This window comes from Allocatenococcus thiocycli (assembly GCF_921292965.1).
In the GTDB taxonomy this organism is placed as follows: Bacteria; Pseudomonadota; Gammaproteobacteria; order Enterobacterales; family Vibrionaceae; genus Vibrio; species Vibrio natriegens.
Genome location: NZ_CAKLCK010000011.1, coordinates 45,935 through 67,811, shown reverse-complemented (window position 1 = coordinate 67,811; position 21,877 = coordinate 45,935). Strand labels below are relative to the sequence as shown.

At 44.8% G+C, this 21,877-nt stretch carries 19 protein-coding genes; 16 read left to right on the top strand and 3 right to left on the bottom strand.

Going from position 1 to position 21,877, the window contains the following annotated elements; all coding sequences use genetic code 11:
- The first annotated feature begins 40 nt into the window (after positions 1-40).
- The gene (gene purU, locus L9Q40_RS05260) at positions 41-907 is read left to right on the top strand and encodes a formyltetrahydrofolate deformylase (RefSeq protein ID WP_014234558.1); all 867 of its coding nucleotides are present in this window, start codon (positions 41-43) and stop codon (positions 905-907) included.
- 15 nt (positions 908-922) lie between these two features.
- The gene (locus tag L9Q40_RS05255; protein ID WP_498792474.1) at positions 923-2,302 is read left to right on the top strand and encodes an L-serine ammonia-lyase; all 1,380 of its coding nucleotides are present in this window, start codon (positions 923-925) and stop codon (positions 2,300-2,302) included.
- 117 nt (positions 2,303-2,419) lie between these two features.
- On the opposite strand, the gene L9Q40_RS05250 is transcribed toward L9Q40_RS05255, so the two are convergent.
- Positions 2,420-3,466: a GlxA family transcriptional regulator gene (locus tag L9Q40_RS05250; RefSeq protein ID WP_498792471.1), complete on the bottom strand. Its 1,047-nt coding sequence runs from the start codon at positions 3,464-3,466 to the stop codon at positions 2,420-2,422.
- Positions 3,467-3,871: 405 nt separating this feature from the next.
- Between L9Q40_RS05250 and L9Q40_RS05245 the strand changes: the two genes are divergently transcribed.
- From L9Q40_RS05245 to galK, 4 genes are all read left to right on the top strand, one after another.
- Positions 3,872-4,915: an NAD(P)-dependent alcohol dehydrogenase gene (locus L9Q40_RS05245; protein ID WP_498792470.1), complete on the top strand. Its 1,044-nt coding sequence runs from the start codon at positions 3,872-3,874 to the stop codon at positions 4,913-4,915.
- A gap of 480 nt (positions 4,916-5,395) precedes the next feature.
- Positions 5,396-6,406 carry a UDP-glucose 4-epimerase GalE gene (gene galE / locus L9Q40_RS05240; RefSeq protein ID WP_498792468.1) on the top strand — a complete coding sequence of 337 codons (1,011 nt, stop codon included), beginning with the start codon at positions 5,396-5,398 and terminating at the stop codon, positions 6,404-6,406.
- Positions 6,407-6,461: 55 nt separating this feature from the next.
- The gene (locus L9Q40_RS05235) at positions 6,462-7,514 is read left to right on the top strand and encodes a UDP-glucose--hexose-1-phosphate uridylyltransferase (protein ID WP_498792466.1); all 1,053 of its coding nucleotides are present in this window, start codon (positions 6,462-6,464) and stop codon (positions 7,512-7,514) included.
- Positions 7,515-7,724: 210 nt separating this feature from the next.
- A complete protein-coding gene (gene galK, locus L9Q40_RS05230; RefSeq protein ID WP_498792464.1) occupies positions 7,725-8,885 on the top strand; it encodes a galactokinase in 1,161 nt (386 codons plus the stop codon).
- A gap of 145 nt (positions 8,886-9,030) precedes the next feature.
- Here the strand turns inward: galK and L9Q40_RS05225 are convergent, their stop codons facing one another.
- Positions 9,031-9,942 (bottom strand): AraC family transcriptional regulator, encoded by a 912-nt coding sequence (locus L9Q40_RS05225; RefSeq protein ID WP_329353622.1) that lies wholly within the window; start codon positions 9,940-9,942, stop codon positions 9,031-9,033.
- Positions 9,943-10,367: 425 nt separating this feature from the next.
- On the opposite strand from L9Q40_RS05225, the gene L9Q40_RS05220 reads away from it, so the two are divergent.
- The 7 genes from L9Q40_RS05220 (at position 10,368) to L9Q40_RS05190 (ending at position 16,273) form a co-directional block, all read left to right on the top strand.
- Positions 10,368-10,997, top strand: coding sequence for a carboxymuconolactone decarboxylase family protein (locus L9Q40_RS05220; protein WP_065303793.1), 630 nt, complete (start codon positions 10,368-10,370; stop codon positions 10,995-10,997).
- Positions 10,998-11,363: 366 nt separating this feature from the next.
- On the top strand, positions 11,364-12,257 hold the full coding sequence (locus tag L9Q40_RS05215) for a DUF3737 family protein (RefSeq protein WP_498792461.1): 894 nt from the start codon (positions 11,364-11,366) through the stop codon (positions 12,255-12,257).
- Positions 12,257-13,423, top strand: coding sequence for a MalY/PatB family protein (locus L9Q40_RS05210; RefSeq protein WP_498792459.1), 1,167 nt, complete (start codon positions 12,257-12,259; stop codon positions 13,421-13,423). Before L9Q40_RS05215 ends, L9Q40_RS05210 begins: the two co-directional genes overlap by 1 nt.
- Positions 13,424-13,584: 161 nt before the next feature.
- The gene (locus L9Q40_RS05205) at positions 13,585-13,935 is read left to right on the top strand and encodes a cyclophilin-like fold protein (RefSeq protein WP_243978403.1); all 351 of its coding nucleotides are present in this window, start codon (positions 13,585-13,587) and stop codon (positions 13,933-13,935) included.
- 408 nt (positions 13,936-14,343) lie between these two features.
- Positions 14,344-15,060 (top strand): carboxymuconolactone decarboxylase family protein, encoded by a 717-nt coding sequence (locus tag L9Q40_RS05200; RefSeq protein WP_243978400.1) that lies wholly within the window; start codon positions 14,344-14,346, stop codon positions 15,058-15,060.
- 14 nt (positions 15,061-15,074) lie between these two features.
- Positions 15,075-15,572, top strand: coding sequence for a (R)-mandelonitrile lyase (locus L9Q40_RS05195; protein ID WP_065303789.1), 498 nt, complete (start codon positions 15,075-15,077; stop codon positions 15,570-15,572).
- Positions 15,573-15,739: 167 nt separating this feature from the next.
- The gene (locus L9Q40_RS05190; RefSeq protein WP_498792456.1) at positions 15,740-16,273 is read left to right on the top strand and encodes an NAD(P)H-dependent oxidoreductase; all 534 of its coding nucleotides are present in this window, start codon (positions 15,740-15,742) and stop codon (positions 16,271-16,273) included.
- A 192-nt stretch (positions 16,274-16,465) separates the two neighbouring features.
- On the opposite strand, the gene L9Q40_RS05185 is transcribed toward L9Q40_RS05190, so the two are convergent.
- On the bottom strand, positions 16,466-17,407 hold the full coding sequence (locus L9Q40_RS05185; RefSeq protein WP_498792454.1) for a sugar-binding transcriptional regulator: 942 nt from the start codon (positions 17,405-17,407) through the stop codon (positions 16,466-16,468).
- A gap of 234 nt (positions 17,408-17,641) precedes the next feature.
- Here L9Q40_RS05185 and dalD point away from each other — a divergent pair, with 234 nt between their 5' ends.
- From dalD to L9Q40_RS05170, 3 genes are all read left to right on the top strand, one after another.
- Positions 17,642-19,009 (top strand): D-arabinitol 4-dehydrogenase, encoded by a 1,368-nt coding sequence (gene dalD / locus L9Q40_RS05180; RefSeq protein WP_498792452.1) that lies wholly within the window; start codon positions 17,642-17,644, stop codon positions 19,007-19,009.
- Between the two features lie 9 nt (positions 19,010-19,018).
- Complete coding sequence (gene xylB, locus L9Q40_RS05175) at positions 19,019-20,479, top strand: xylulokinase (RefSeq protein ID WP_498792450.1); 1,461 nt, start codon at positions 19,019-19,021, stop codon at positions 20,477-20,479.
- A gap of 116 nt (positions 20,480-20,595) precedes the next feature.
- Positions 20,596-21,870 carry an MFS transporter gene (locus L9Q40_RS05170; RefSeq protein WP_498792449.1) on the top strand — a complete coding sequence of 425 codons (1,275 nt, stop codon included), beginning with the start codon at positions 20,596-20,598 and terminating at the stop codon, positions 21,868-21,870.
- Positions 21,871-21,877: the final 7 nt, after the last annotated feature.

Below are 21,877 nucleotides of genomic sequence, written 5' to 3'. Positions count from 1 at the left end.
GGTACGGGATGTACCGGCTATACCATGAGTAGAGGGAACTATGGAAAATTCAACACAAACTTGGATTCTTACCGCACATTGTCCGAGTGTAAGCGGCACTGTTGACGTCGTTACGCGTTATTTGGCGAGCGTTGGTCATTACATCAATGAAATCCAGTCTTTTGATGACAGAGCAACAGGGCAGTTTTTTATTCGTATTGAGTTTATTCCTGCTGAACCAGATTTTGATCCGCAGCAATTTGACTCAGAGTTTGGTGTAAGAGCGAAAGATTTCTCAATGGAGTGGAATCTGACCGCTTCTGGTCAACGCATGCGTATGGCTATCCTGGTTTCAAAATATGATCACTGTCTGAACGATTTGCTTTATCGCTATCGTACTGGTCAGTTAAATGTTGAAGTGCCGGTTATCATCTCAAACCATCCAGATTTGGAAGACTTGGCGAAGTGGCACGGTATTCCTTACCACCATCTGCCGATTACTCCCGAGACCAAGCCAGAGCAGGAAGCGGAAATTGTTCGCTTGTTAGATGAATACGACATCGAATTGGTCGTACTGGCGCGCTACATGCAGATTCTTTCTCCTTGGCTTTGTGAACGCTTAAGTGGACGCGCAATCAATATCCATCACTCCCTGTTACCAGGCTTTAAAGGTGCACGTCCGTACCACCAAGCATGGGAAAAAGGCGTGAAGATGGTAGGTGCAACGGCTCACTACGTAAACAACGATTTGGACGAAGGTCCGATCATCTCTCAAGGGCTTCAGGAAGTAGGGCATGCTCACTATCCAGAAGATTTGATTGCTAAAGGTCAGGATGTTGAACGAATCACGTTGTTTAATGCTGTAAAACATCATGTTGAGAGACGGGTATTTTTATCCGGTACTCGCACAATTATTCTAAGCCATTGATAGGAGTAGCAAGGGATGTCTATCAGTGTTTTCGATTTGTTTAAAATTGGCGTTGGGCCATCAAGTTCCCATACTGTTGGACCTATGGTTGCCGCCAATCGATTTGCCAATGAGTTAGATGAGTTAAATTTCTTAGAATCGACTCAGCGAATCGTGGTTAAGTTAATGGGCTCCTTGAGTGCGACTGGCGTTGGCCATGGTACGGATTCTGCCATCGTCGTTGGCCTAATGGGAGAGCTACCGGACACCGTTGATACGGCAACGATCCCTGTCATCACACAGGAATTAAAGCAAGGTGGTGACTTATGGCTAAAACGTAAAAAGCTGGTCCCTTTTGACTGGTCAAACGACATGAAGTTCTTGCGTGAAGTGCACCCTTATCACCCGAACGCAATGGAACTCATCGCCATCGACGAATCCGGTCATACGCTATACCGAAACGTTTATTTTTCTGTGGGCGGTGGCTTCATTTTAGATAAGAAAGAAGCGCTGTCTGAGACCTCTTCAGCGGATTCTGTCGCGCTTCCTTATGATTTCAATAGTGGTGAAGAACTTCTCCAGCTATGCCAGAAAAACCAAATGAGTATCAGTGAACTGATGCTGGAAAATGAAAAGGTTTGGCGTTCAGAACAGGAGATCCGAGACGGCTTGCTTAATATCTGGTACGCAATGAAGTCTTGTATTTCTAACGGCCTCAGTGCTGAGGGCGTGTTACCAGGCGGGCTAAACGTTAAACGCCGTGCGAAGAAACTATTCGACTCCCTCGTTTATTGTGCCAACCCGAATGTCATTAGCTCCACACTTAGCGGCATGGATTGGGTCAATTTATACGCTCTGGCCGTTAACGAGGAAAACGCGGCTGGTGGCCGAATGGTAACGGCACCGACGAACGGTGCGGCGGGCATTATCCCAGCAGTGTTAATGTATTTTAAAGAATTTACTCCAAATTGTTCCGACGAACAGGTGGTCGATTATCTTTTGACTGCAGCAGCGATAGGTATTTTGTGTAAGAAAAATGCGTCAATCTCCGGAGCAGAAGTCGGTTGTCAGGGTGAGGTGGGCTCAGCGTGTGCAATGGCTGCTGCGGGTGTTTGTGCCGTTCTTGGCGGAACGCCGCTGCAAGTAGAAAATGCAGCCGAAATCGGCTTGGAGCACAACTTGGGATTGACCTGTGATCCGGTTGGCGGACTTGTTCAGGTGCCTTGCATCGAACGTAATGCGATCGCTGCAATGAAGGCCATCAATGCAGCTCAAATGGCATTGCGTGGTGACGGAGAGCACTTTGTGTCTCTGGATAAAGTTATCAAAACAATGCGCGATACTGGCCTGGATATGCAGGATAAATACAAAGAAACATCAACAGGTGGCTTAGCTGTTAATGTGATTGAGTGTTGATATTTTCTATCTCTCGTCCTTGGTGTTGACACTCACTTACTAAGCCAAAGAAGACACAGCGGGCTCTGTGTCTTCTTTTTTTATTGCTAGCTTCCATTTTTATTGGAACTTGACTGGTTAGCGTGTCGAATGAGTGGAGTTTTTATTCTTCATGGTTTGGCGCAGTTGAGTCGGTGTGTAACCAAAAAAGTCTTTAAAACAGTTACTGAAGTGACTACTGCTGACAAAACCACAGCTCAAGCCAATCTGAATAATTGGCTCTTTATTATTTTCCAACTCTTTATGAGCCGCTAACAGACGTAGCTTTAGGTAATACCTTGACGGTGAAATATCTAAATGGGTTTGAAATAGCCGCTCCAACTGTCTGCGTGACATCGATAAAAATCGTGCGAGCTCATCAGGTGTCAGGGGCTCTTCAATGTTGTTTTCCATTAATACAATTGCGTCTTCCAGCGCCTCGGGGCGGGCTAGGGTATCCACCGTTGGTTTGTTCGCCTGGCTGTGTAATATTGCTTGCCTTCCCTCAGATGCTTGATCACAGCTTAAGATCTCGCGTACAGCACGTACTAACTGTTTATCAAACTTGGCCTCAACGATACTCAGCATCATTTCCATCGCACTGTTTGGTCCCGCGCAACTAGCGCGATTGTCCGAGACTTCATACGTATGGGAGGATAATTCCAGCGTAGGGAAAGTGGTATGAATAAACTGATGACTGTTAGGGTGCACAGCGGAAGCGGTATTTTCTTCAATGGCGTTTGCATGGGCTAATGCAATGGTCCCATTCCAAATACTGCCTAGATTGATCTTTTGATTGCAGGCAGAGGTCAGGCATTCCGTAAGCGGCTGGGATGCTTGCGTACTGCAACGATAACCACCACACACAAACAGCCAATCCAGCGAGCCTCTTTTGTGTAGATTTAGCGATTCAACCGTTGCATCTGTTGCGATATCGATGCCTATATCACTCAATACTTTACGCGAATCGATACCAAAGGTTTGAATCTGAAATAAGCTGGTTTCATGGACTAGGTTTGCCGTAATAAGCGCATCCATGGCAGCAGTAAATGCCATAAGAGAAAAATGTGGTTGGAGAATAAAACCGATTCTGATTGGCTCAGGACAAGGATTACGCTCAATAGATTGCGGCTTTTTTTCCTGCATTTACTTCTCACTTTCTCGTAGGTTGGGGCATACGCTTGGATATGGATATTATTCCTATATTTAGGCATAAATATCTCCCGACGGCTAATCACTTTGACTGAGATTGTGAAGGTGTGTGAATGGGAGAGGAACTGGTGGCTTCTTTTCTGATTTACCTCGTGACTTTAGGTGTTATACCACGGCTAAGTGAATAGCTAGCAACCCTTTGCTTTTTGTGCGCAGACTACACTATATGAATGATTATCGTTGAGCCTCGCTTAATCTGAAGCCCCCGTGATTACTATCGAGCAAGGATAAAAGATTATCGGGCAAGAACTGTGATCTCTAAGTGTATAAGGTGATAGTGATGACTTGTGACTGATAGTCATCCTAAATTAGCAATAGAGAATAAAAGGATATTGTGACATGAAAACAATTGGGTACGCGGCACAATCAGAAAATACGGATCTTGTACCATATCATTTCGAACGCAGAGAGTTACGTCCAAATGATGTCGCGATTGAAATAACCTATTGTGGTGTATGCCACTCAGATTTACATACCGTTAATGGTGACTGGGGGCCTCAACCATATCCACTGGTTCCTGGCCACGAAATTGTTGGTATCGTTACCTCGGTAGGTGCAAAAGCATCTCGATACAAAGTAGGTGACCGAGTTGCCGTCGGTTGTATGGTGGACAGTTGTCAGGAATGCGACCACTGCCACGACAGCGAAGAACAGTACTGCCGCAATGGCATGACGCCGACTTACGGTGCACCAGATCGTCATACCGGTGAAATCACTCAAGGTGGTTACTCTAAACACATCGTGGTTCGTGAAGAGTTTGTATTAAGCATTCCAGACTCGTTGGATATGTCTCGTACCGCGCCAATTCTTTGTGCAGGTATTACAACATACTCACCATTACGTACTTGGAACGTAACTGAAGGTTCGCGAGTTGGCGTCATTGGTTTGGGCGGTCTGGGTCATATGGCAGTTAAACTTGCTGTGGCAATGGGTGCTGAAGTGACGGTAATCAGCCGTACAACAAGCAAGGAAGAACAAGCAAAAGCATTGGGAGCTAAAGCTATCCTGGCGTCAACAGACGAGCAGGCAATGCAAGCTGCGGCTTCTTCGTTCGATCTCATCATCGATACAGTACCAACCAAGCATGATGTCAATCTATACACGCCATTGTTGGATCTAGACGGATCACTTGTCATTGTTGGTCAGGTTGGTCCATTAGACGAGCTAATGAGCGTGCCTCTAGTATTTGGTCGTCGTCGCGTTGCTGGTTCGTTGATCGGCGGTATCGCTGAAACGCAAGAACTTCTGGATTTTTGTGCTGATCATGACATCTACCCAGAATGTGAAATGATCAAAATGAATGAAATTAACGATGCATTTAAGCAGCTCGCTTCTGGTGATTTAGCGCATAGATTTGTTATCGATATGTCTTCTCTGGCGTAGTCATACGATTAGCAGAAAGTGAATAAAAATGAGGGATCTGAGTTTGACTCAGGTCCCTTTTTAATGGAGAAAATTCAATTCGCTTCTCCATACCCATCTTTTTCCTGTTTCTTAGTACTCATGAGTTATTACTCATTCAGAGCTAACTGTCACTAAGTGGTATCGTTTACAATTTTGGCGTATTTACAATTTACTATGTAAGTTGACGCTTCTTGATTATCTTAGAGCTGTGACCAATTAAAGTTTTAATAATCTTTTTATTTTTAGATTATGCGTGTTTTTTTTTCCACGATTAAACAGTGCTTTTATTTGTGGAAACGTTTACACTAATTTGAGTTTGATCACGGATCTAAATCGGTTTTGGTTGATAGAATTTTAATCAGCGAAGAATTGGGCGTATCGACTTGGTGTGAATAACGCTGGCTCAGTGAGCATCAGGTCCGGTAACGAGCAGGAAGCAGCAACAGTGGAGAAGTAAAAGTGAGAGTACTTGTCACAGGTGGTATGGGTTACATCGGAAGTCACACATGCGTTCAGATGATTGAGGCGGGCATGGAGCCCATCATTGTCGATAACTTGTGTAACGCCAAAACAGAAGTATTGAGCCGTATTGAAGCGCTAACTGGCAAACAGCCAACTTTTTATCAAGGCGATATTCGTGATGAAGCGTTTTTGCATTCGGTATTCGCTGAGCATGATATCCAAGCGGTCATTCACTTTGCAGGTCTGAAAGCGGTAGGTGAGTCAGTCGTCAAGCCATTGGAATATTACGATAACAATGTCAATGGCTCATTGGTGTTGGCGCGTAGTATGCGTAAAGCGGGTGTGAAGAGCATCGTATTCAGTTCCTCTGCAACCGTCTACGGCGATCCAGAAATCGTTCCGATCACAGAAGACTCACCAACAGGTGCAACCACTAACCCATACGGTAGTAGTAAACACATGGTGGAAGCGTGTTTGAGTGATTTGTTTAATGCTGAAAGCGATTGGAGCATCACTTTGCTGCGCTACTTCAACCCTGTCGGCGCGCACCCATCGGGCACCATGGGTGAAGATCCACAAGGCATTCCAAACAACTTGATGCCGTTCATTGCACAAGTGGCGGTTGGTCGTCGTGAAAAGCTCTCGGTATTTGGGAACGACTACCCAACGCCGGACGGTACAGGTGTGCGTGATTACATCCATGTAATGGATCTGGCTGATGGCCATATTGCGGCATTGAAATCTGTGGGTGAGAAAGAGGGTTTGCATATTTACAACCTGGGTACAGGTAAAGGTTCTAGTGTACTTGAAATGGTAGAAGCTTTCGGTGCCGCTTGCGGTAAACCTGTGCCTTATGAGCTATGCCCGCGTCGTTCGGGTGATATCGCCGAATGTTGGGCGAGCACAGACAAGGTAGAGCGAGAGCTTGGTTGGAAAGCAACACGCAGCGTTGCTGAAATGACTGCCGATACTTGGAATTGGCAATCAAATAACCCACAAGGTTACTAATTTTCATCCGGTGCAGTACATCGGACTAGTAAGAAGAATCAGTTGAGTAAGTAAAATGTCGAACGTTGAATTTAACCCAGTGGATCACCCACACCGCCGTTACAACCCACTAACGGGTCAATGGATTTTAGTTTCACCACACCGTGCAAAACGTCCTTGGAGTGGGGCGGATGAGAAAGCGGCGATTGATGAGTTACCAAGCTACGATGAGAAGTGTTTCCTGTGTCCGACAAATGAGCGTATCTCTGGCGATGCTAACCCAGATTATCAGGGCACGTACGTGTTTAATAACGACTTCGCTGCTCTGATGGTGGATTCACCAGATGCGCCAGAATCAGACAACCCACTATTCAAAACCCAAGGTGTACGCGGTTTGAGCCGAGTGATTTGTTTCTGTCCTGACCACAGCAAAACCTTACCTGAACTACCGGTAGACAAAATCCGTGGCGTGATTGATACGTGGAACGAGCAAATTGAAGAGCTAGGTAAAGATTACGTTTGGGTTCAGGCGTTTGAGAATAAGGGTGAAACCATGGGCTGTTCTCAGCCTCACCCACATGGTCAAATCTGGGCGAACAGTTTCTTACCAAATGAGATTGAACGTAAAGAGCAAAACCTAAAGGCTTACTACCAGGAACATGGTAGCAACCTGCTGGTGGATTACGTTCAAGCTGAGCTAAAAGATGGCTCCCGTATCGTCGTTGAAACCGAGCATTGGTTGGCGGTTGTCCCTTACTGGGCGGCGTGGCCATTCGAAACCATGCTGCTACCCAAAACACACATTCGCCGTATGAGCGAGTTAAGTAATGAGCAGCGTGACGATCTTGCTGTTGCTATTAAAAAGCTGACCAGCCGTTATGACAATCTATTCCAATGTTCTTTCCCTTACTCAATGGGTTGGCACTACGCCCCTTTCTTTGAACAAGGCACAGATGTAGACCATTGGCAGCTTCACGCATTGTTCTACCCGCCACTTTTACGTAGCGCGACAGTTCGTAAGTTTATGGTGGGTTACGAAATGCTGGCCGAAAGTCAACGCGACTTAACCGCAGAGCAAGCGGCACAGCGTCTGCGTGATCTAAGTGATTTGCACTACAAAGAACAGTAACCCCGTCATATTTGAAACCGCAGCGTTGTTGCCTGCATAAATCCACCGGATCGCCGGCCGCCCTAATCACATAGGAAATCTATGCTCATAGGGCTGAATTTACTTGTCGCCTAGCTGCAATTCCAAATATTTAGGGCTTAACAAAATTTTCTCGGACTATCTGCCAGTTAAAGAGAAATTGAAAAGAATTTATGAGATTAGGAATTCAATATGTCTGATTTAATCCAAAATGTGAATGCGTCTTTTGAGAACGTGTTGGGCTATGCGCCAAGCCATATTATCCAAGCGCCTGGTCGTGTAAACCTGATTGGTGAACACACCGACTACAACGATGGTTTTGTACTGCCATGTGCAATTAACTATCAGACGGTTGTTGCGGCAGCAAAGCGTGACGACAACCTAGTACGCGTAATATCGGTTGATTACGCCAACGCGATTGATGAATTCGATATCACTCAAGAAATCACATACCAAGAAGACAAAATGTGGGCAAACTACATTCGCGGTGTCGTGAAGTGTCTGTTGGCTCGTGGCTACCAGTTTACCGGTGCTGATATCTCTGTCAGCGGCAATGTTCCTCAAGGTGCGGGGTTGAGCTCATCAGCGGCACTGGAAGTCGTGATTGGTCAGACGTTCAAAGTGCTCTTCAACCTGGAAATAAGCCAGTCGGAAATCGCATTAAATGGTCAGCAAGCCGAGAACGAATTTGTTGGTTGTAACTGCGGCATCATGGATCAAATGATTTCGGCAGAAGGCCGTGAAAACCACGCCATGTTATTGGACTGCCGCAGCCTGGAAACAGAAGCGGTTTCTATGCCAGAGGACATGGCAGTCGTGATCATCAACTCGAATAAAAAACGTGGCTTGGTAGACAGCGAATACAACACTCGTCGTGAACAGTGTGAAGAAGCGGCACGAATCTTTGGTGTTAAAGCTCTACGCGATGTCACCATTGAGCAGTTCAACGAGAAAGTTTCTGAGTTGGATGAATTGGTGGCAAAACGTGCGCATCACGTGATCACTGAAAACGATCGCACAGTCGAAGCGGCAAAAGCGCTCCGTTCGCATGATATTAAACGAATGAGTGAACTGATGGCTCAGTCTCATGCATCAATGCGTGATGATTTCGAAATTACCGTCAAAGAAATCGACGTCCTAGTTGAGATGGTGAAAGAGGTGATTGGCGAAGAAGGAGGTGTGCGTATGACCGGCGGTGGCTTCGGTGGCTGTATCGTCTCTCTCGTTCCACCTGCATTGGTGGATGAAGTGAAATCGACGGTAGAAGCTAAATATGAAGCTGCGACAGGTTTAAAAGCATCGATTTATGTGTGCAAAGCTAAAGATGGCGCAGGTCTGGTTGAAGCGTTGTAAGTATGTTTTAAGCAGCTAGAGCAAGTGATTCCGCAAACACCGCGATTAACGAGTGTTTTCTAGCCGTTTGCGTTTTAGAGAGCATCTGGGGTGGGCGATATGCCCACTTTTTCATTATTTTATAACGGGTTGAGTAGAAGCAAATTTAAGAGATGTTGGCTTCTTTGAGCGCTTTAATGTCTTTCGATGGTGGCAAACCAAACAAGCGACTGTATTCGCGGCTAAATTGGGAAGGGCTTTCATATCCAACTTTAAATGTTGTTGCCATTGCATCTAAGTTTTCTGTCAGCATCAATCGACGCGCTTCACTGAGTCGCAATTTCTTCTGGAACTGTAATGGCGTCATCGATGTCATTGAACGGAAATGCGTGTAAAAAGCAGATTTACTCATACCACTGTACGCTGCAAGGTCGCCTACGCTTAATGGTTTGACAAAGTTGTTCTTTAGCCAGTCAATGGCTTTGGCGATTTGGTGACTATGGCTACCTGTCGTCACGATTTGGTTTAATCGTGCGCCTTGCTCAGTCATTAATAATCGGTAAAAAATCTCTCGTTTGATTATCGGAGCCAAGATCTTAATGTTATCAGGCTCGTCTAGTAGCGTCATAAGGCGAATAAACGCATCTTGTAGCGAGCCTGACAGTTCTCCTACAGCAATACCTTTCTGTGCTTCCTTGCTGGTCTTAAAAGAAAACTCACTATCTACAATGAGTTGGGAAATCTCTTGTAAATCCAGTTCCATTATCAGTCCAAGGTAGGGTTCATCTTCGCTTGCTTCCATTATGTTGGCAGTGATAGGGAGATCAACTGACGAGATCAGGAAATGATTGGCATCATACGTGAAGCTATCGTCACCCAGAAAAACACGCTTTTTTCCTTGGGCAATCAGACAGATGCTTGGGTTGTGAGTGTAGCTGGTTGGTGGTGTAGGCGTTGTCCAGCGACTTAATCTAAGCCCTAGGATTTCAGTATCAAATTGTGTGGTATCACCGGTCCATTTTTGGATTTTTTCAGCAAGGATTGATGCTGCTACGTTTGTGTTTTGTGAATCGTTCATTGCTACTCCACGGGCAACCAAAGGGTTGGACTACTTCTGTCTTCGACTATTTAGTTATAACAGCTATTTTCCTTATGTAAAGATTATTAGGCAATTTGCTATTGATAGTTTCATCACGATTTTTTCGATTGTTCTCTCGGCTTATCATGCACTTATTTTTCGTTTAATTAGTATAAATATTTTATATAACAATCGATTACAGTTTATTTTCTTAGGGTTAAGTATTGGCTAAACCTCCTCTCTAGTTCTCTTGTTAATATTGGTGTTTGGATAATTAGGCAAGTATTGGCAATCATTAGGCTAACGGGTTTTTAAATTTAGGCGTAGATTTAGACATGTTGTTACCGTAAACACAGGCTGCTGTCTTGTTATCCAAAGGGTATCAGGACATTGATTCGCCTTTTGATTCAAACTTCGGAGGAACCATGCAAGAACACTTTTCTGGTAAAGAACAAGCCATCATTCCAATAGCAGCATTCACTGCAAGTGGTGAGCTTGAAAAGCTGAAGATGAGTTTGGTCGAAGGGTTGAATGCTGGCCTCACCATCAGCGAAACCAAAGAAATACTGGTACAGATGTACGCATACACTGGTTTTCCCAGAAGCCTCAACGCGCTTGGGACATTTATGTCTGTTATAGAAGAGCGTAAGCAGCAAGGAATCTTTGATACAGAAGGCGAGCCTTCAAGCCCTCTACCAACAGACGAAAGCAGTTTAAGTTTTGGTACTAAAAACCAAACCCAGTTAGTTGGGCAAGTTGTCTCTGGCCCTTTGTTTGATTTTGCCCCCGAAATTGACCAGTACCTAAAAGCACATCTGTTTGGTGACATTTTCCAGCGTGATGTACTGACATGGAAAGAACGAGAGCTTGCGACGATAGCAGCCTTGGCAAATATGCAGGGTGTTAATGGCCAGCTTCAGGCACATTTTGGTATCAGTTTAAATAATGGTATCACGCCAGCCTTGTTGAAAACGTTTATTGGCGAACTAAAACAGCACTGTGGTGAGGATGTTGCATTAAATGCCGATCAAGTTCTGGATAATATTTTAGGCTAAAGGAAATGAGTAATATTTGCGACGTTTATATTTGGTAGCAAATATTATAATCCAGCATTGAAACACTCCCATTTTACAAATTGATGGGAGATTATCTTAGGAAAGATTGTCAGTGACGTAGTCATCACTTTTTAAAGTTTCGCGTAAGGTGTACTGATCCACTGCCTTTTTGTATTCATTACCTTTTTATTCAGTTATTAGAGTGGCTGGGAGTATATATTTATTTCCTTTCGCTCTACATTAAATAATTTGACGAGTTTTATTAATGTGCCCGCTTGGTTTCCAAGCTATTTACTGTTCATTTATAAGTAAGTACTGGCAATGTTTGCCAACGTTAATTCCTTAATTTCTAAGTTCAGGTGTACCATGACACTATCGAAAACAATCCAAGACCAACTCTGTCAGCAAGAAAAATTATGCGACACCTTCTTTGAAGGTGAGAGACCATTATACGCTGAAGAAAACAAATATCTGCATAAAGTGCGATTTTACCCGGGCGAGTCAGCGTTAAAACATTCGCAAAATATCATGGTTAAACACTGTGAGTTTATGGGTAAATATCCCTTCTGGCATAGCAATGACATCTTGATTGAGCAGAGCCTGTTTACGATATACGCGCGAGCTGCTATCTGGTACTCAGAGAACCTGACGATGAATAACTGCGTGATCGAAGCGCCTAAAATGTTTCGCCGTGTCTCGAATCTTACTATCGAAAATACGAGATTCCCGAATGCGGGAGAAACCTTGTGGATGTGTGATAACGTCAATTTAAACAATGTTGAAATGCGCGGCGCCGACTATGTTTTTATGAACTGTGAAAATGTAGAAATTGATGGCTTCAAGCTACAAGGAAACTACTCGTTCCAAGACGCTAAAAATGTGACTATTCGCAACGCGTATTTGGACTCTAAAGACGCATTTTGGGGCACAGAAAATGTCACGGTATACGACAGCGTCTTAGATGGTGAATATTTAGGTTGGCACTCAAAAAATTTACGCTTGGTTAATTGCACCATTCGCGGTGAGCAGCCGTTGTGTTACGCGCAAGATCTAATCATGGAAAATTGCGTTATGGAAGAGACAGATCTGTGTTTTGAATACGCGACATTGAACGCTGAAATTGTTTCCGACATCATCAGTATCAAGAATCCTTTATCTGGCTCTATTAAAGCACGCTCAATCGGAGAAATTATCTTTGATAAGAAATGCAAGAACCCAGGAGGATGCACAATTGAAACGGAATTTGAGGTGAGAACATAATGCCATCTTTCAACTTTGATCAAATTGTTGAACGACAAGGAACAGGCAGTGTTAAGTGGGATAGCATGGGGAACAGCTCTATTCTTCCGATGTGGGTCGCGGATATGGATTTCCGCACTGCCGAACCTATTGTAAGTGCATTGAAACAACGTGTTGAGCATGGCGTTTTTGGTTACACCAAAGTCCCTGACGCTTATTACGCCGCGGTTATTAACTGGTTCGGTAAAAGACACAACTTTCACATCCAACGTGAGTGGATTCAGTACACGTCAGGCGTAGTTCCTGCGTTATCAGCTATCCTGAAAGCACTGACCAATCCGGGTGATGGCGTTATTGTTCAAACTCCCGCGTATAACTGTTTTTTCAGTTCGATTCGCAATATGGACTGCCACCTTGTTGAAAATCCGCTGGTGAATCGTGATGGTTATTACGAGATGGATTTTGACGATCTTGAACGAAAAGCTTCTCGATCTGATGTGAAGGTTCTGATTCTATGCAATCCCCACAATCCGGTTGGCCGTGCGTGGACACAAGAAGAGTTGACCAGATTGGGTGAGATCTGCTTTAGACATGGTGTCAAAGTGATTAGCGACGAAATCCATTGTGATCTTACGTTTCCGGGAGTTCAACATCAGCCTTTTTCTGCCTTGGGGGATGAGTTTCTTGCTAACACAGTGACGACAAATTCTCCGAGTAAGTCGTTCAATATCGCAGGGCTACAAATCGCCAATATCATCACTGCTGATAAACAGCTACGTGACAAAATCGATCGCGCATTAAATATTCATGAAGTTTGTGATGTGAATCCTTTTGGCGTATCAGCATTAATGGCGGCATACAACGAAAGTGAAGCTTGGCTAGATGCTTTGAGAGAGTATCTTCATCAGAACTATTTGGTTGTCGTTGAATTTGCTAACCAGCACTTACCACGTTTGAGTGTCATCCAGCAAGAAGCCACGTATTTGGCATGGATTGATTGTCGTCAGCTAGATTTGCCTTCCGCAGAAATCGGCGAAAAACTGATAACTGAAGGCGCTCTTATGCTCAATCAGGGCGCGGTTTACGGCACCCAAGGCGAGGGTTACATTCGTCTCAATATGGCTTGCCCGAGAGCGCAGCTACTCGACGGGCTGCAGAGAATGGCACGCGTATTAGGTAACCTCTAATACTGTCACTTAACTAAAAGGGAATCACGACTATGTTGTTAAAGAAGTGGCACAAAACCATTTTATCCACGATTACAGTGTTGCCCGCATTACTTATTAGCCAAATTTGTTTCGCTTCCGGCAACGTGACCGAGAGCGGAGTTATTACCGGGGAGAGTACAATGAAGATTCGTTTTGTATTTGATGATCGCACCGTCACTGCGACGTTAAATGATAGTCTGAGCACACAAGATTTTATCGCCCAACTACCATTAACTTTAGAGTTGGAAGATTACGCCAGTACTGAAAAAATAGCCTACCTACCATCGAAGTTAACTAAAGAAGGGGCGCCAGCTGGCGTGAGTTCTAAAGCGGGAGACATTTCTTACTACGCGCCTTGGGGTAACTTAGTCGTGTTTTATAAAAACTTTGGTTATGCATCTGGATTGATTAACCTCGGTAAAGTTGACGGCGATTTATCGCGCTTTACTTCTGGTGGCTCAATGAAAGTCACTATAGAGGTTATTGAATAATACATTGGATTTTGTAAATAAAGGCCTGTTAATCAAAAAGATTAACAGGCATTTCTACGTTAATAAGCGGGCCGAGATAAAAATGAAATTACGCCTGATTATTACTATTTAATTAAATAGACGATTTTTACTTCTACATTTAAATGACTAGCTAGTATAAATAACGATTAATTGTTTATTGAGTGGTTTTTATATTTTAATAGTCAAGTCAATCTTCGTGTTATTGTTGTTTCCAATTGTAACATGATGTTTTTATTTATATCTCAATTCTAGCGGATTTGGCCTAATAGAAGATTAGGCAATAATTAAACTCTTCTAGGCAAAGTAGTATGCAGATTTTGCGATAACTTTATATTTAGAGAGTGCAATTGAAGTACTCATAAATGCAAAGGGAATAGGGAGACACAAATGTTTCATATAGGCAGATATTTCAGTAAATGGTCCATTTTGGTGGCGAGTTTGCTAGCGGTATTGACTATGAATACCGCAACGGCGGCAGAAGGTTTTGATACTAAAGAGAAGGCGATTATTCCGATCGCAGCGTTTGCCGCCAGTGGTGAAATCGAGAAGCTAAAAGTAAGCTTGAACGAAGGCTTGGACGCAGGTTTAACCATTAATGAAACCAAGGAGGTGCTGGGTCAGCTATACGCATATGCTGGTTTCCCTCGTAGCCTGAATGCATTGGCTGCATTTATGCAGGTTCTTGAAGAAAGAAAGAGTAATGGAATCGAAGACGTCGCTGGTCCAGAGTCATCGCCACTACCGACAGATAAAACCAGCCTTGAATTTGGTGCAGAAAACCAAACTAAACTCATCGGCGTTGAAGTAAAAGGGCCGTTATTTGATTTCTCTCCTCAAATTGATGAATACCTGAAATCTCATTTGTTTGGTGACATTTTTGCTCGTGATGTGCTGACTTGGAAGCAACGTGAAGTCGCTACGATTGCGACCCTATCCAATATACCGGGTGTAAACAGCCAATTGGCAGCTCATTACAACATTAGTATGAATAACGATGTAACCGTTGATGAGCTAAAAGAATTCATCACCATCATTGAAAAGCAAGTTGGTGAAGACGTGGCTAACAACGCACAACAAGTTCTGGACTCGGTCCTAAATAAATAACAGGGAATTCGATTATGAAAAATAAACTCATATTAACGTTACTGGCAGGGATGGTTTCATCGACGGCAATGGTTTCAACTGCCAATGCTGCTGACGATGCGGCAGGCAGCCAGCAAGCGTATCGCGCACAAGATCTTAAATCCTTTAACGGGCCGGAAAATTTGTTCACAGGAAATGTAAAAGTGGACATGCTATTCCCTGAAAATGACGTCGCGAATTACAGCGCTGCTTATGTGACATTCGAAAAAGGCGCTCGTACCGCGTGGCATATGCATCCTGCAGGCCAGCATATGATTGTCACTTCTGGTGTGGCACTTACTGGTACCCGAGATGGTAAAGTGATTCGCTTTAGCGAAAACGAGAGCGTTTGGTGCCCACCGGGTATTGATCACTGGCACGGCGCGACCCCAGATGCACCAATGACACACCTTGTTGTTACAGCATCGAAAGATGGCAAAAATGTTATCTGGAAAGAGAAAGTGACTGACGAGCAATACGCTGCTGGTCAATAAAATCTTGGCATCAATAAAATTAAGCTCAGCTCGCTGGGCTTAATTTTTTTACAACAACTGTGGAAAGATAGAATTTTAGGAACAGCGCAAATGAAATGGGATAGCGTCATTAAGCGGGCTGGATTTTTCTCGCCTTGCAAGTTCTGTGGCTTACATGCATCAATGTTGTGTCCGCTGCAGAGCAGGTTCATAAAACGGATATAAAAACGCTGGTTATTGTCTCACATCCCTATCCAGAAAGGTCAGTGATGACCAAGGGGATGCAGCAAGCTGCTGAAAGTGTTGAAGGAGTCACAGTCCGAAACCTAGAGACTATTTATGGTTTTGATACTCGCGCCATCGATGCACAAAAGGAGCGCGAGCTAACGAGAGAACACGATCGCATTGTATTTATGTTTCCAACCCATTGGTTCAATATTACTCCGATGATGAAAGCTTACATGAATGATGTTTGGGGGAGTGTAGGACCTGGATTATGGCAGGGAAAAGAAATGCTGTTGGTGACGACTGCGGCTGGTGGTGCTAGTACCTACGGCGAGTCGGGCAGAATAGGCGTTAAACTAGAAGATGTGTTCTTACCAATGAAAGCGAGTGCGCTACATGCGGGTATGACTTATCTAACGCCATTAGCATTTCAATCCGTCTCTCGTTCGAAATTACCTGAATATCAACAAGCGTTGATAGAAAGGCTAACACACTAATTTGGCTGAACGTTTCTACCGTATTAATTAAACACATTCACTTCTCGTGTTTCTAATGAGAAAACGTTGTTGTCTTGATGCAGACTTTCAATTGATTCGCGAATGGATAGCGTTATGCGGACAATTGAAAGTCTGGTTTAACTGGTCGCGGTCGACAGTTGAAGAGATCTACGGTTTAAACTGAAAATTCGCTTATTGCGTTAATAACCATCTCGCTGTTACTTCGTCAGTAACTAAACCGTTCACCCAGTGTCCTCTCAGTGCGGCGAGAATAGCCTGGCGTTTATCTTCCCCACAAGCTGCACCAATTCTAGGGCAGTCATTGTTACGTATATCGTAACTGGTGATGAAAGTGTTGATGGTGCAGTCGATCACCTCACCCTCAGCATTGATAAAACGACCAAGTATTTCGCCTACCGCTCCTTGCTGATTGAGCTCATCTGCCTTATCTGCAGAGATGAAACCGTCTTTGATGATTGGGCTGGCTTTACTCAATGAACCGATACCGAGGAAAATCACATTCGCACTGTCGGCAACGCTGGATACCTCTTTGAATACACGCATACTTGCCCAAGTTTTGAATTCGTCGGTAGAGGTCGCGTAACGTGGGGCGGGCAATTGGAAGTAATTTGCCTGAATTTTTCGCGCCAGAATCAGTGGTACATCATCATAGTAATTACACTGGCCATCTATGCCCATAGCACTTATTAATGCGACACATTTACTGTTTGGTGCTTCAAAATCAATTCGGTTAATGGCTTTTTTAAGTGTCAGACCAGAGCCAATACCAATGATCTGATTCTGCTGGTCTTTCATGTATTTCGACATGAGCTGGAAGCAGCCAAAAGATACGTTATCAAGCGTCTCATCATCGCTGATGGTTGGCACGATATTACACTCTACCAATTGATACTTCTCTTTAAGCAGTTCTGCGTAGTCCAAACAAGTGGAGATCGGATGGTGAAGTCCGACAGAGACAATCCCTTCTTCTTTCGCTGCTGCTATCAGGCGCTGGACAACTGGACGTGATAAGCCAAGTTCAGATGCTATATCGCGCTGGTTTCGACCAGAGATGTAGTACATCCAGGCTGCGCGAACCATCTGATCGGTTTTAAAACTATCGTCTCTAGCCACGTTTTATCCTTATTATTCAGCTTATTGTGTTTCTCTTGATGACAATATTTAGTTCGTCATCGTATCTAGAACACCTATCTTCTCTCTAACTCCTCGTGAGTGCAATAGCAATCAATTACTCAAAAATGAACAAAAAATCTTTTGATGGTCAATAATTCATTTGTGATCTATGGCTCTTTATTTGGTAATTTGATCGATTAGAGTTAGGCCATCAAACAAAAACGAGGAAATATAATGAAAAACCAATATACGTGGCTTCACATCGGTCTGGGTTCATTTCACCGTGCGCACCAAGCCTGGTATCTGCACAAATTGCTAGAAACGGGTGACCAAAGCTGGCATATCGCGGCAGGTAACATTCGCAATGATGCAGAATCAACCGTTGAAACTCTCCGTGCGCAGAATGGTGAGTATGTGTTAGAGACGGTCAGTCCAGCAGGGGAGCGTGAATATGAGGTGATCAAATCTATTCAGACGTTGCTCCCGTGGCAGGAAGATTTGGCGCCGCTGATTGAAGAAGGTGCAAAAGCGCAGACAAAAGTGATCGCCTTTACGGTCACAGAAGGCGGGTACTACTTAAAAACCGATCACTCACTGGATGTTGATAACGCAGTCCTAAAAGCTGATCTGAGCGGTGGCCACCAAACAATTTACGGCACGGTGACGAAAATCCTTGAGCGCCGTATGGCGGATAGTGCTGGACCAGTGACACTGCTGAACTGTGACAACGTGCGACACAATGGTGAGCGATTCCGAGATGGTCTAATGGAGTTCCTGACTCTGACTGGTAAGGCTGACGTGTTGCAATGGGTGAAGGAAAATACGACAAGTCCGAACACCATGGTGGATCGTATTACACCTCGTCCCGCTGAAGACCTGCCATATCGGATTAAAGCACAAACAGGTATTGAAGATAACGCGCCAGTGATGGGTGAAACTTTCATTCAGTGGGTAATTGAAGATAGTTTCAAAGACGTTCGACCTGCACTGGAAAATGTAGGCGTGGAAATGGTGGAGTCGGTTATTCCTTACGAAGAGGCGAAAATCCGAATCTTGAATGCTTCACACAGCTGTATCGCTTGGGCCGGAACATTGGTTGGTCAGTCATTTATTCACGAAAGTACTTTGACGGATTATATCTACAAGATTGCGCACGATTACGTCAGTCAGGATGTGATTCCTTGCCTTGGTGACAATGGTATCGATCTGCCGATCTATCTTGAGGTGGTGTTAGAGCGCTTTACCAACCCATATATTAAAGACACCAACCAGCGTGTTGCTGCGGATGGGTTTTCTAAAATCCCGGCCATGATTACGCCGACGATGATTGAATGCTATCAGCGAGGTGTTACACCAGATGCGACTGCGATGCTGCCTGCGCTGTTCTTTGTCTTTATGCACCAGTGGCACAAAGGTTTACTGCCTTATGAGTATCAGGATGGGATTCTTGATGAAAATGCCGTGCACAGCATGTTTGATTCTGAAGACCCAATCGCCGCTTACGCGCAGGATGTCGCTTTGTTTGGTGAACTGGCCGGTCGCGCGGATTTTGAAACATTGCTGCGAGAAAAAATTGCAGCAGCTTACTCAATGATTCAATAAGGAATGGGCATGTATCTAGGTATAGATCTCGGCACCTCAGAAGTGAAAGCGTTAGTGATTGATGAACACGGTGAAACGGTCGCTTCACACAGCGCGCCACTGACGATTCAACGCCCGTATCTTCATTGGTCGGAACAGGCACCGCAAGAGTGGTGGGAAGCAACGAACTATTTGATCGGGGCTCTGCGTGAGAAATGCACTGAGCACTGGGGAGCAATTAAAGCCATTGGTTTGTCTGGACAGATGCATGGTGCAGTGCTTCTGGATGAGGCCAATGATGTGATTCGTCCAGCTATTTTGTGGAACGACACACGTTGTCACGAAGAGTGCACCGAACTTGAAGCGGCTGCTCCGGATCTGCATGAAATTGCTGGTAACCTTGCGATGCCAGGATTTACGTCTCCCAAGTTAATTTGGGTTCGCAAGCATGAACCTGAAAACTTTTCCCGCATTAGCACAGTGCTGCTGCCGAAAGATTATCTTCGCTTCAAAATGACGGGCAAAAAAGTTTCCGACATGTCGGATTCTGCAGGCACGTTATGGTTGGATGTCGCTAAGCGTGACTGGTCAGATTCTCTGCTCGACAAATGCCAGCTAACGCGGGAACAAATGCCTGAACTGGTCGAGGGCTGTGAAGTATCGGCTTCTTTATCCGCTGAAATGGCCCACAAATGGGGACTAAGTCCATCTGTCATCGTCGCTGGTGGCGGTGGTGATAATGCCGTAAGCGCAATCGGTGTTGGTGCGGTCAGTCCGGGTGATGCGTTTATTTCCCTTGGCACTTCTGGCGTACTGTTTGTGGTCAACGAGAAATATCGCCCCGCACCTGAGTCTGCCGTACACGCCTTCTGTCATGTTTTGCCACAACGATGGCATCAGATGAGTGTCATGCTAAGTGCTGCCAGCTGCCTTCAATGGTTCTGTCGAATAGTAGGCACAACGGAAGTTGAGTTGTTGGCTGAAATTGAGCAGCTTAGTGAAGAAGAGAAAGCAAAAGCGCCAATTTTCTTACCGTATCTGTCTGGTGAGCGTACGCCACATAACGATCCGGAAGCGACGGGTATGTTCCACAGTATGACCCATTCCACCAATCGTGCGTTACTTGGTTATGCGGTGATCGAAGGGGTGAGCTTTGGTATTGCTGATGGTCTGCGTGTGTTGCAAGAAAGCGGTACGCACATCGAACAGTGTTCATTGGTGGGTGGCGGTGCACGTAGCTCGTTCTGGGCGCAGTTACTCGCCGACATTCTTCACTTGCCAACGATGACTCACAAAGGTGGTGAAACGGGTGGGGCGTTAGGGGCGGCTCGACTTGCTTGCCTGGCGTCAGGAAAATCGGTGGATGAAGTATGTAAGAAGCCGGAAATTCACCGCGTTTATCAGCCGAATGTCGAGCGTGAATCAGGCCTGTCTGAGCGTTATTCACGTTTTCGCTCTCTTTACCAAAACGACTTGGCCCTTCGGTCGTAACACTGGCCGTTAAGAGTCACCTTAGAAAGAACATCACAACTAAAAATGGACTACGCCCCCCATAAAAGAAAAAGGAGGGGGCGTGGGATTCCTTTACCCTACGAAACGAGGAATATATGGAAAACGTAAGCAAACAGTGGCTTGGATTGCCGCTCAATCTGATATGGGGATACGTCGCTATCGCAATCTTTATGACTGGTGATGGCTTTGAACTGGCGTTTCTGTCGCACTACATTACCGAGCTTGGCTTTAGTCCGGCTCAGTCATCTTTTGCATTTACACTTTATGGTCTGGCTGCGGCGTTGGCCGCTTGGGTATCCGGTGTGGTAGCGGAAATCATTACTCCACAGAAAACGATGAAAATTGGTTTTCTACTCTGGTGTGTATTCCATGTACTGTTCTTAACCCTTGGGTTGAGCCAGTCAAACTACGGACTCATTTTACTGTTTTACGGCATTCGTGGCTTGGCTTATCCACTGTTCCTCTACTCATTTATCGTGGTGATTGTACACAACGTTCGCAGTGATGGCGTAAGTTCGGCTCTTGGTTGGTTCTGGACGGTATATTCCATCGGTATTGGTGTTGCGGGTAGCTACATTCCTAGCTTTACTATTCCTTGGATTGGCGAGTTTGGTACCTTGTGGTTATCGCTGGCATTTTGTGCCGCGGGTGGTCTAATCGCCATGGTCGCTCTGCGTAATGTTAAAACGCCGACGCACATGCATAACCTGACTAACAAGCAGAAACTGACCGAATTAAGCCGAGCAGTAACGCTTCTTTACACCAACAAAAACATACTTTTTTCTAGCTTTGTACGCATTATCAACACGCTGTCGCTTTTCGGTTTTGCAGTCATCATGCCGATGATGTTTGTCGATGATCTTGGCTTTACTACGTCTGAGTGGCTTCAGGTTTGGGCAGTGTTCTTCTTTACCACCATCTTTTCTAACGTCTTCTGGGGAATCTTGGGCGAAAAACTGGGCTGGATGAAAGTAGTACGTTGGTTCGGTTGTGTGGGAATGGCGCTCTCTAGCCTTGGGTTCTATTACATTCCTCAGCATTTCGGTAACAACTTTTACATGGCGTTGATCCCGGCCATTTCTCTGGGGATCTTTGTAGCAGCCTTTGTACCAATGGCGGCAGTGTTTCCTGCACTGGAACCAAATCACAAAGGCGCGGCGATTTCGGTTTATAACTTATCTGCCGGATTGTCTAACTTCCTTGCGCCAGCCATTGCGGTGGTATTACTACCATACTTCAGCACAATCGGTGTGGTCATTGCCTACACTACGTTGTACGTGCTGGCGTTTTTCTTTACCTACTTGATTAATGTTGAACAACCAGGGTTTGAAACGACATTTGTTGAGTCAGATAAAGTGTCTGTCGTTTAAAAGACTT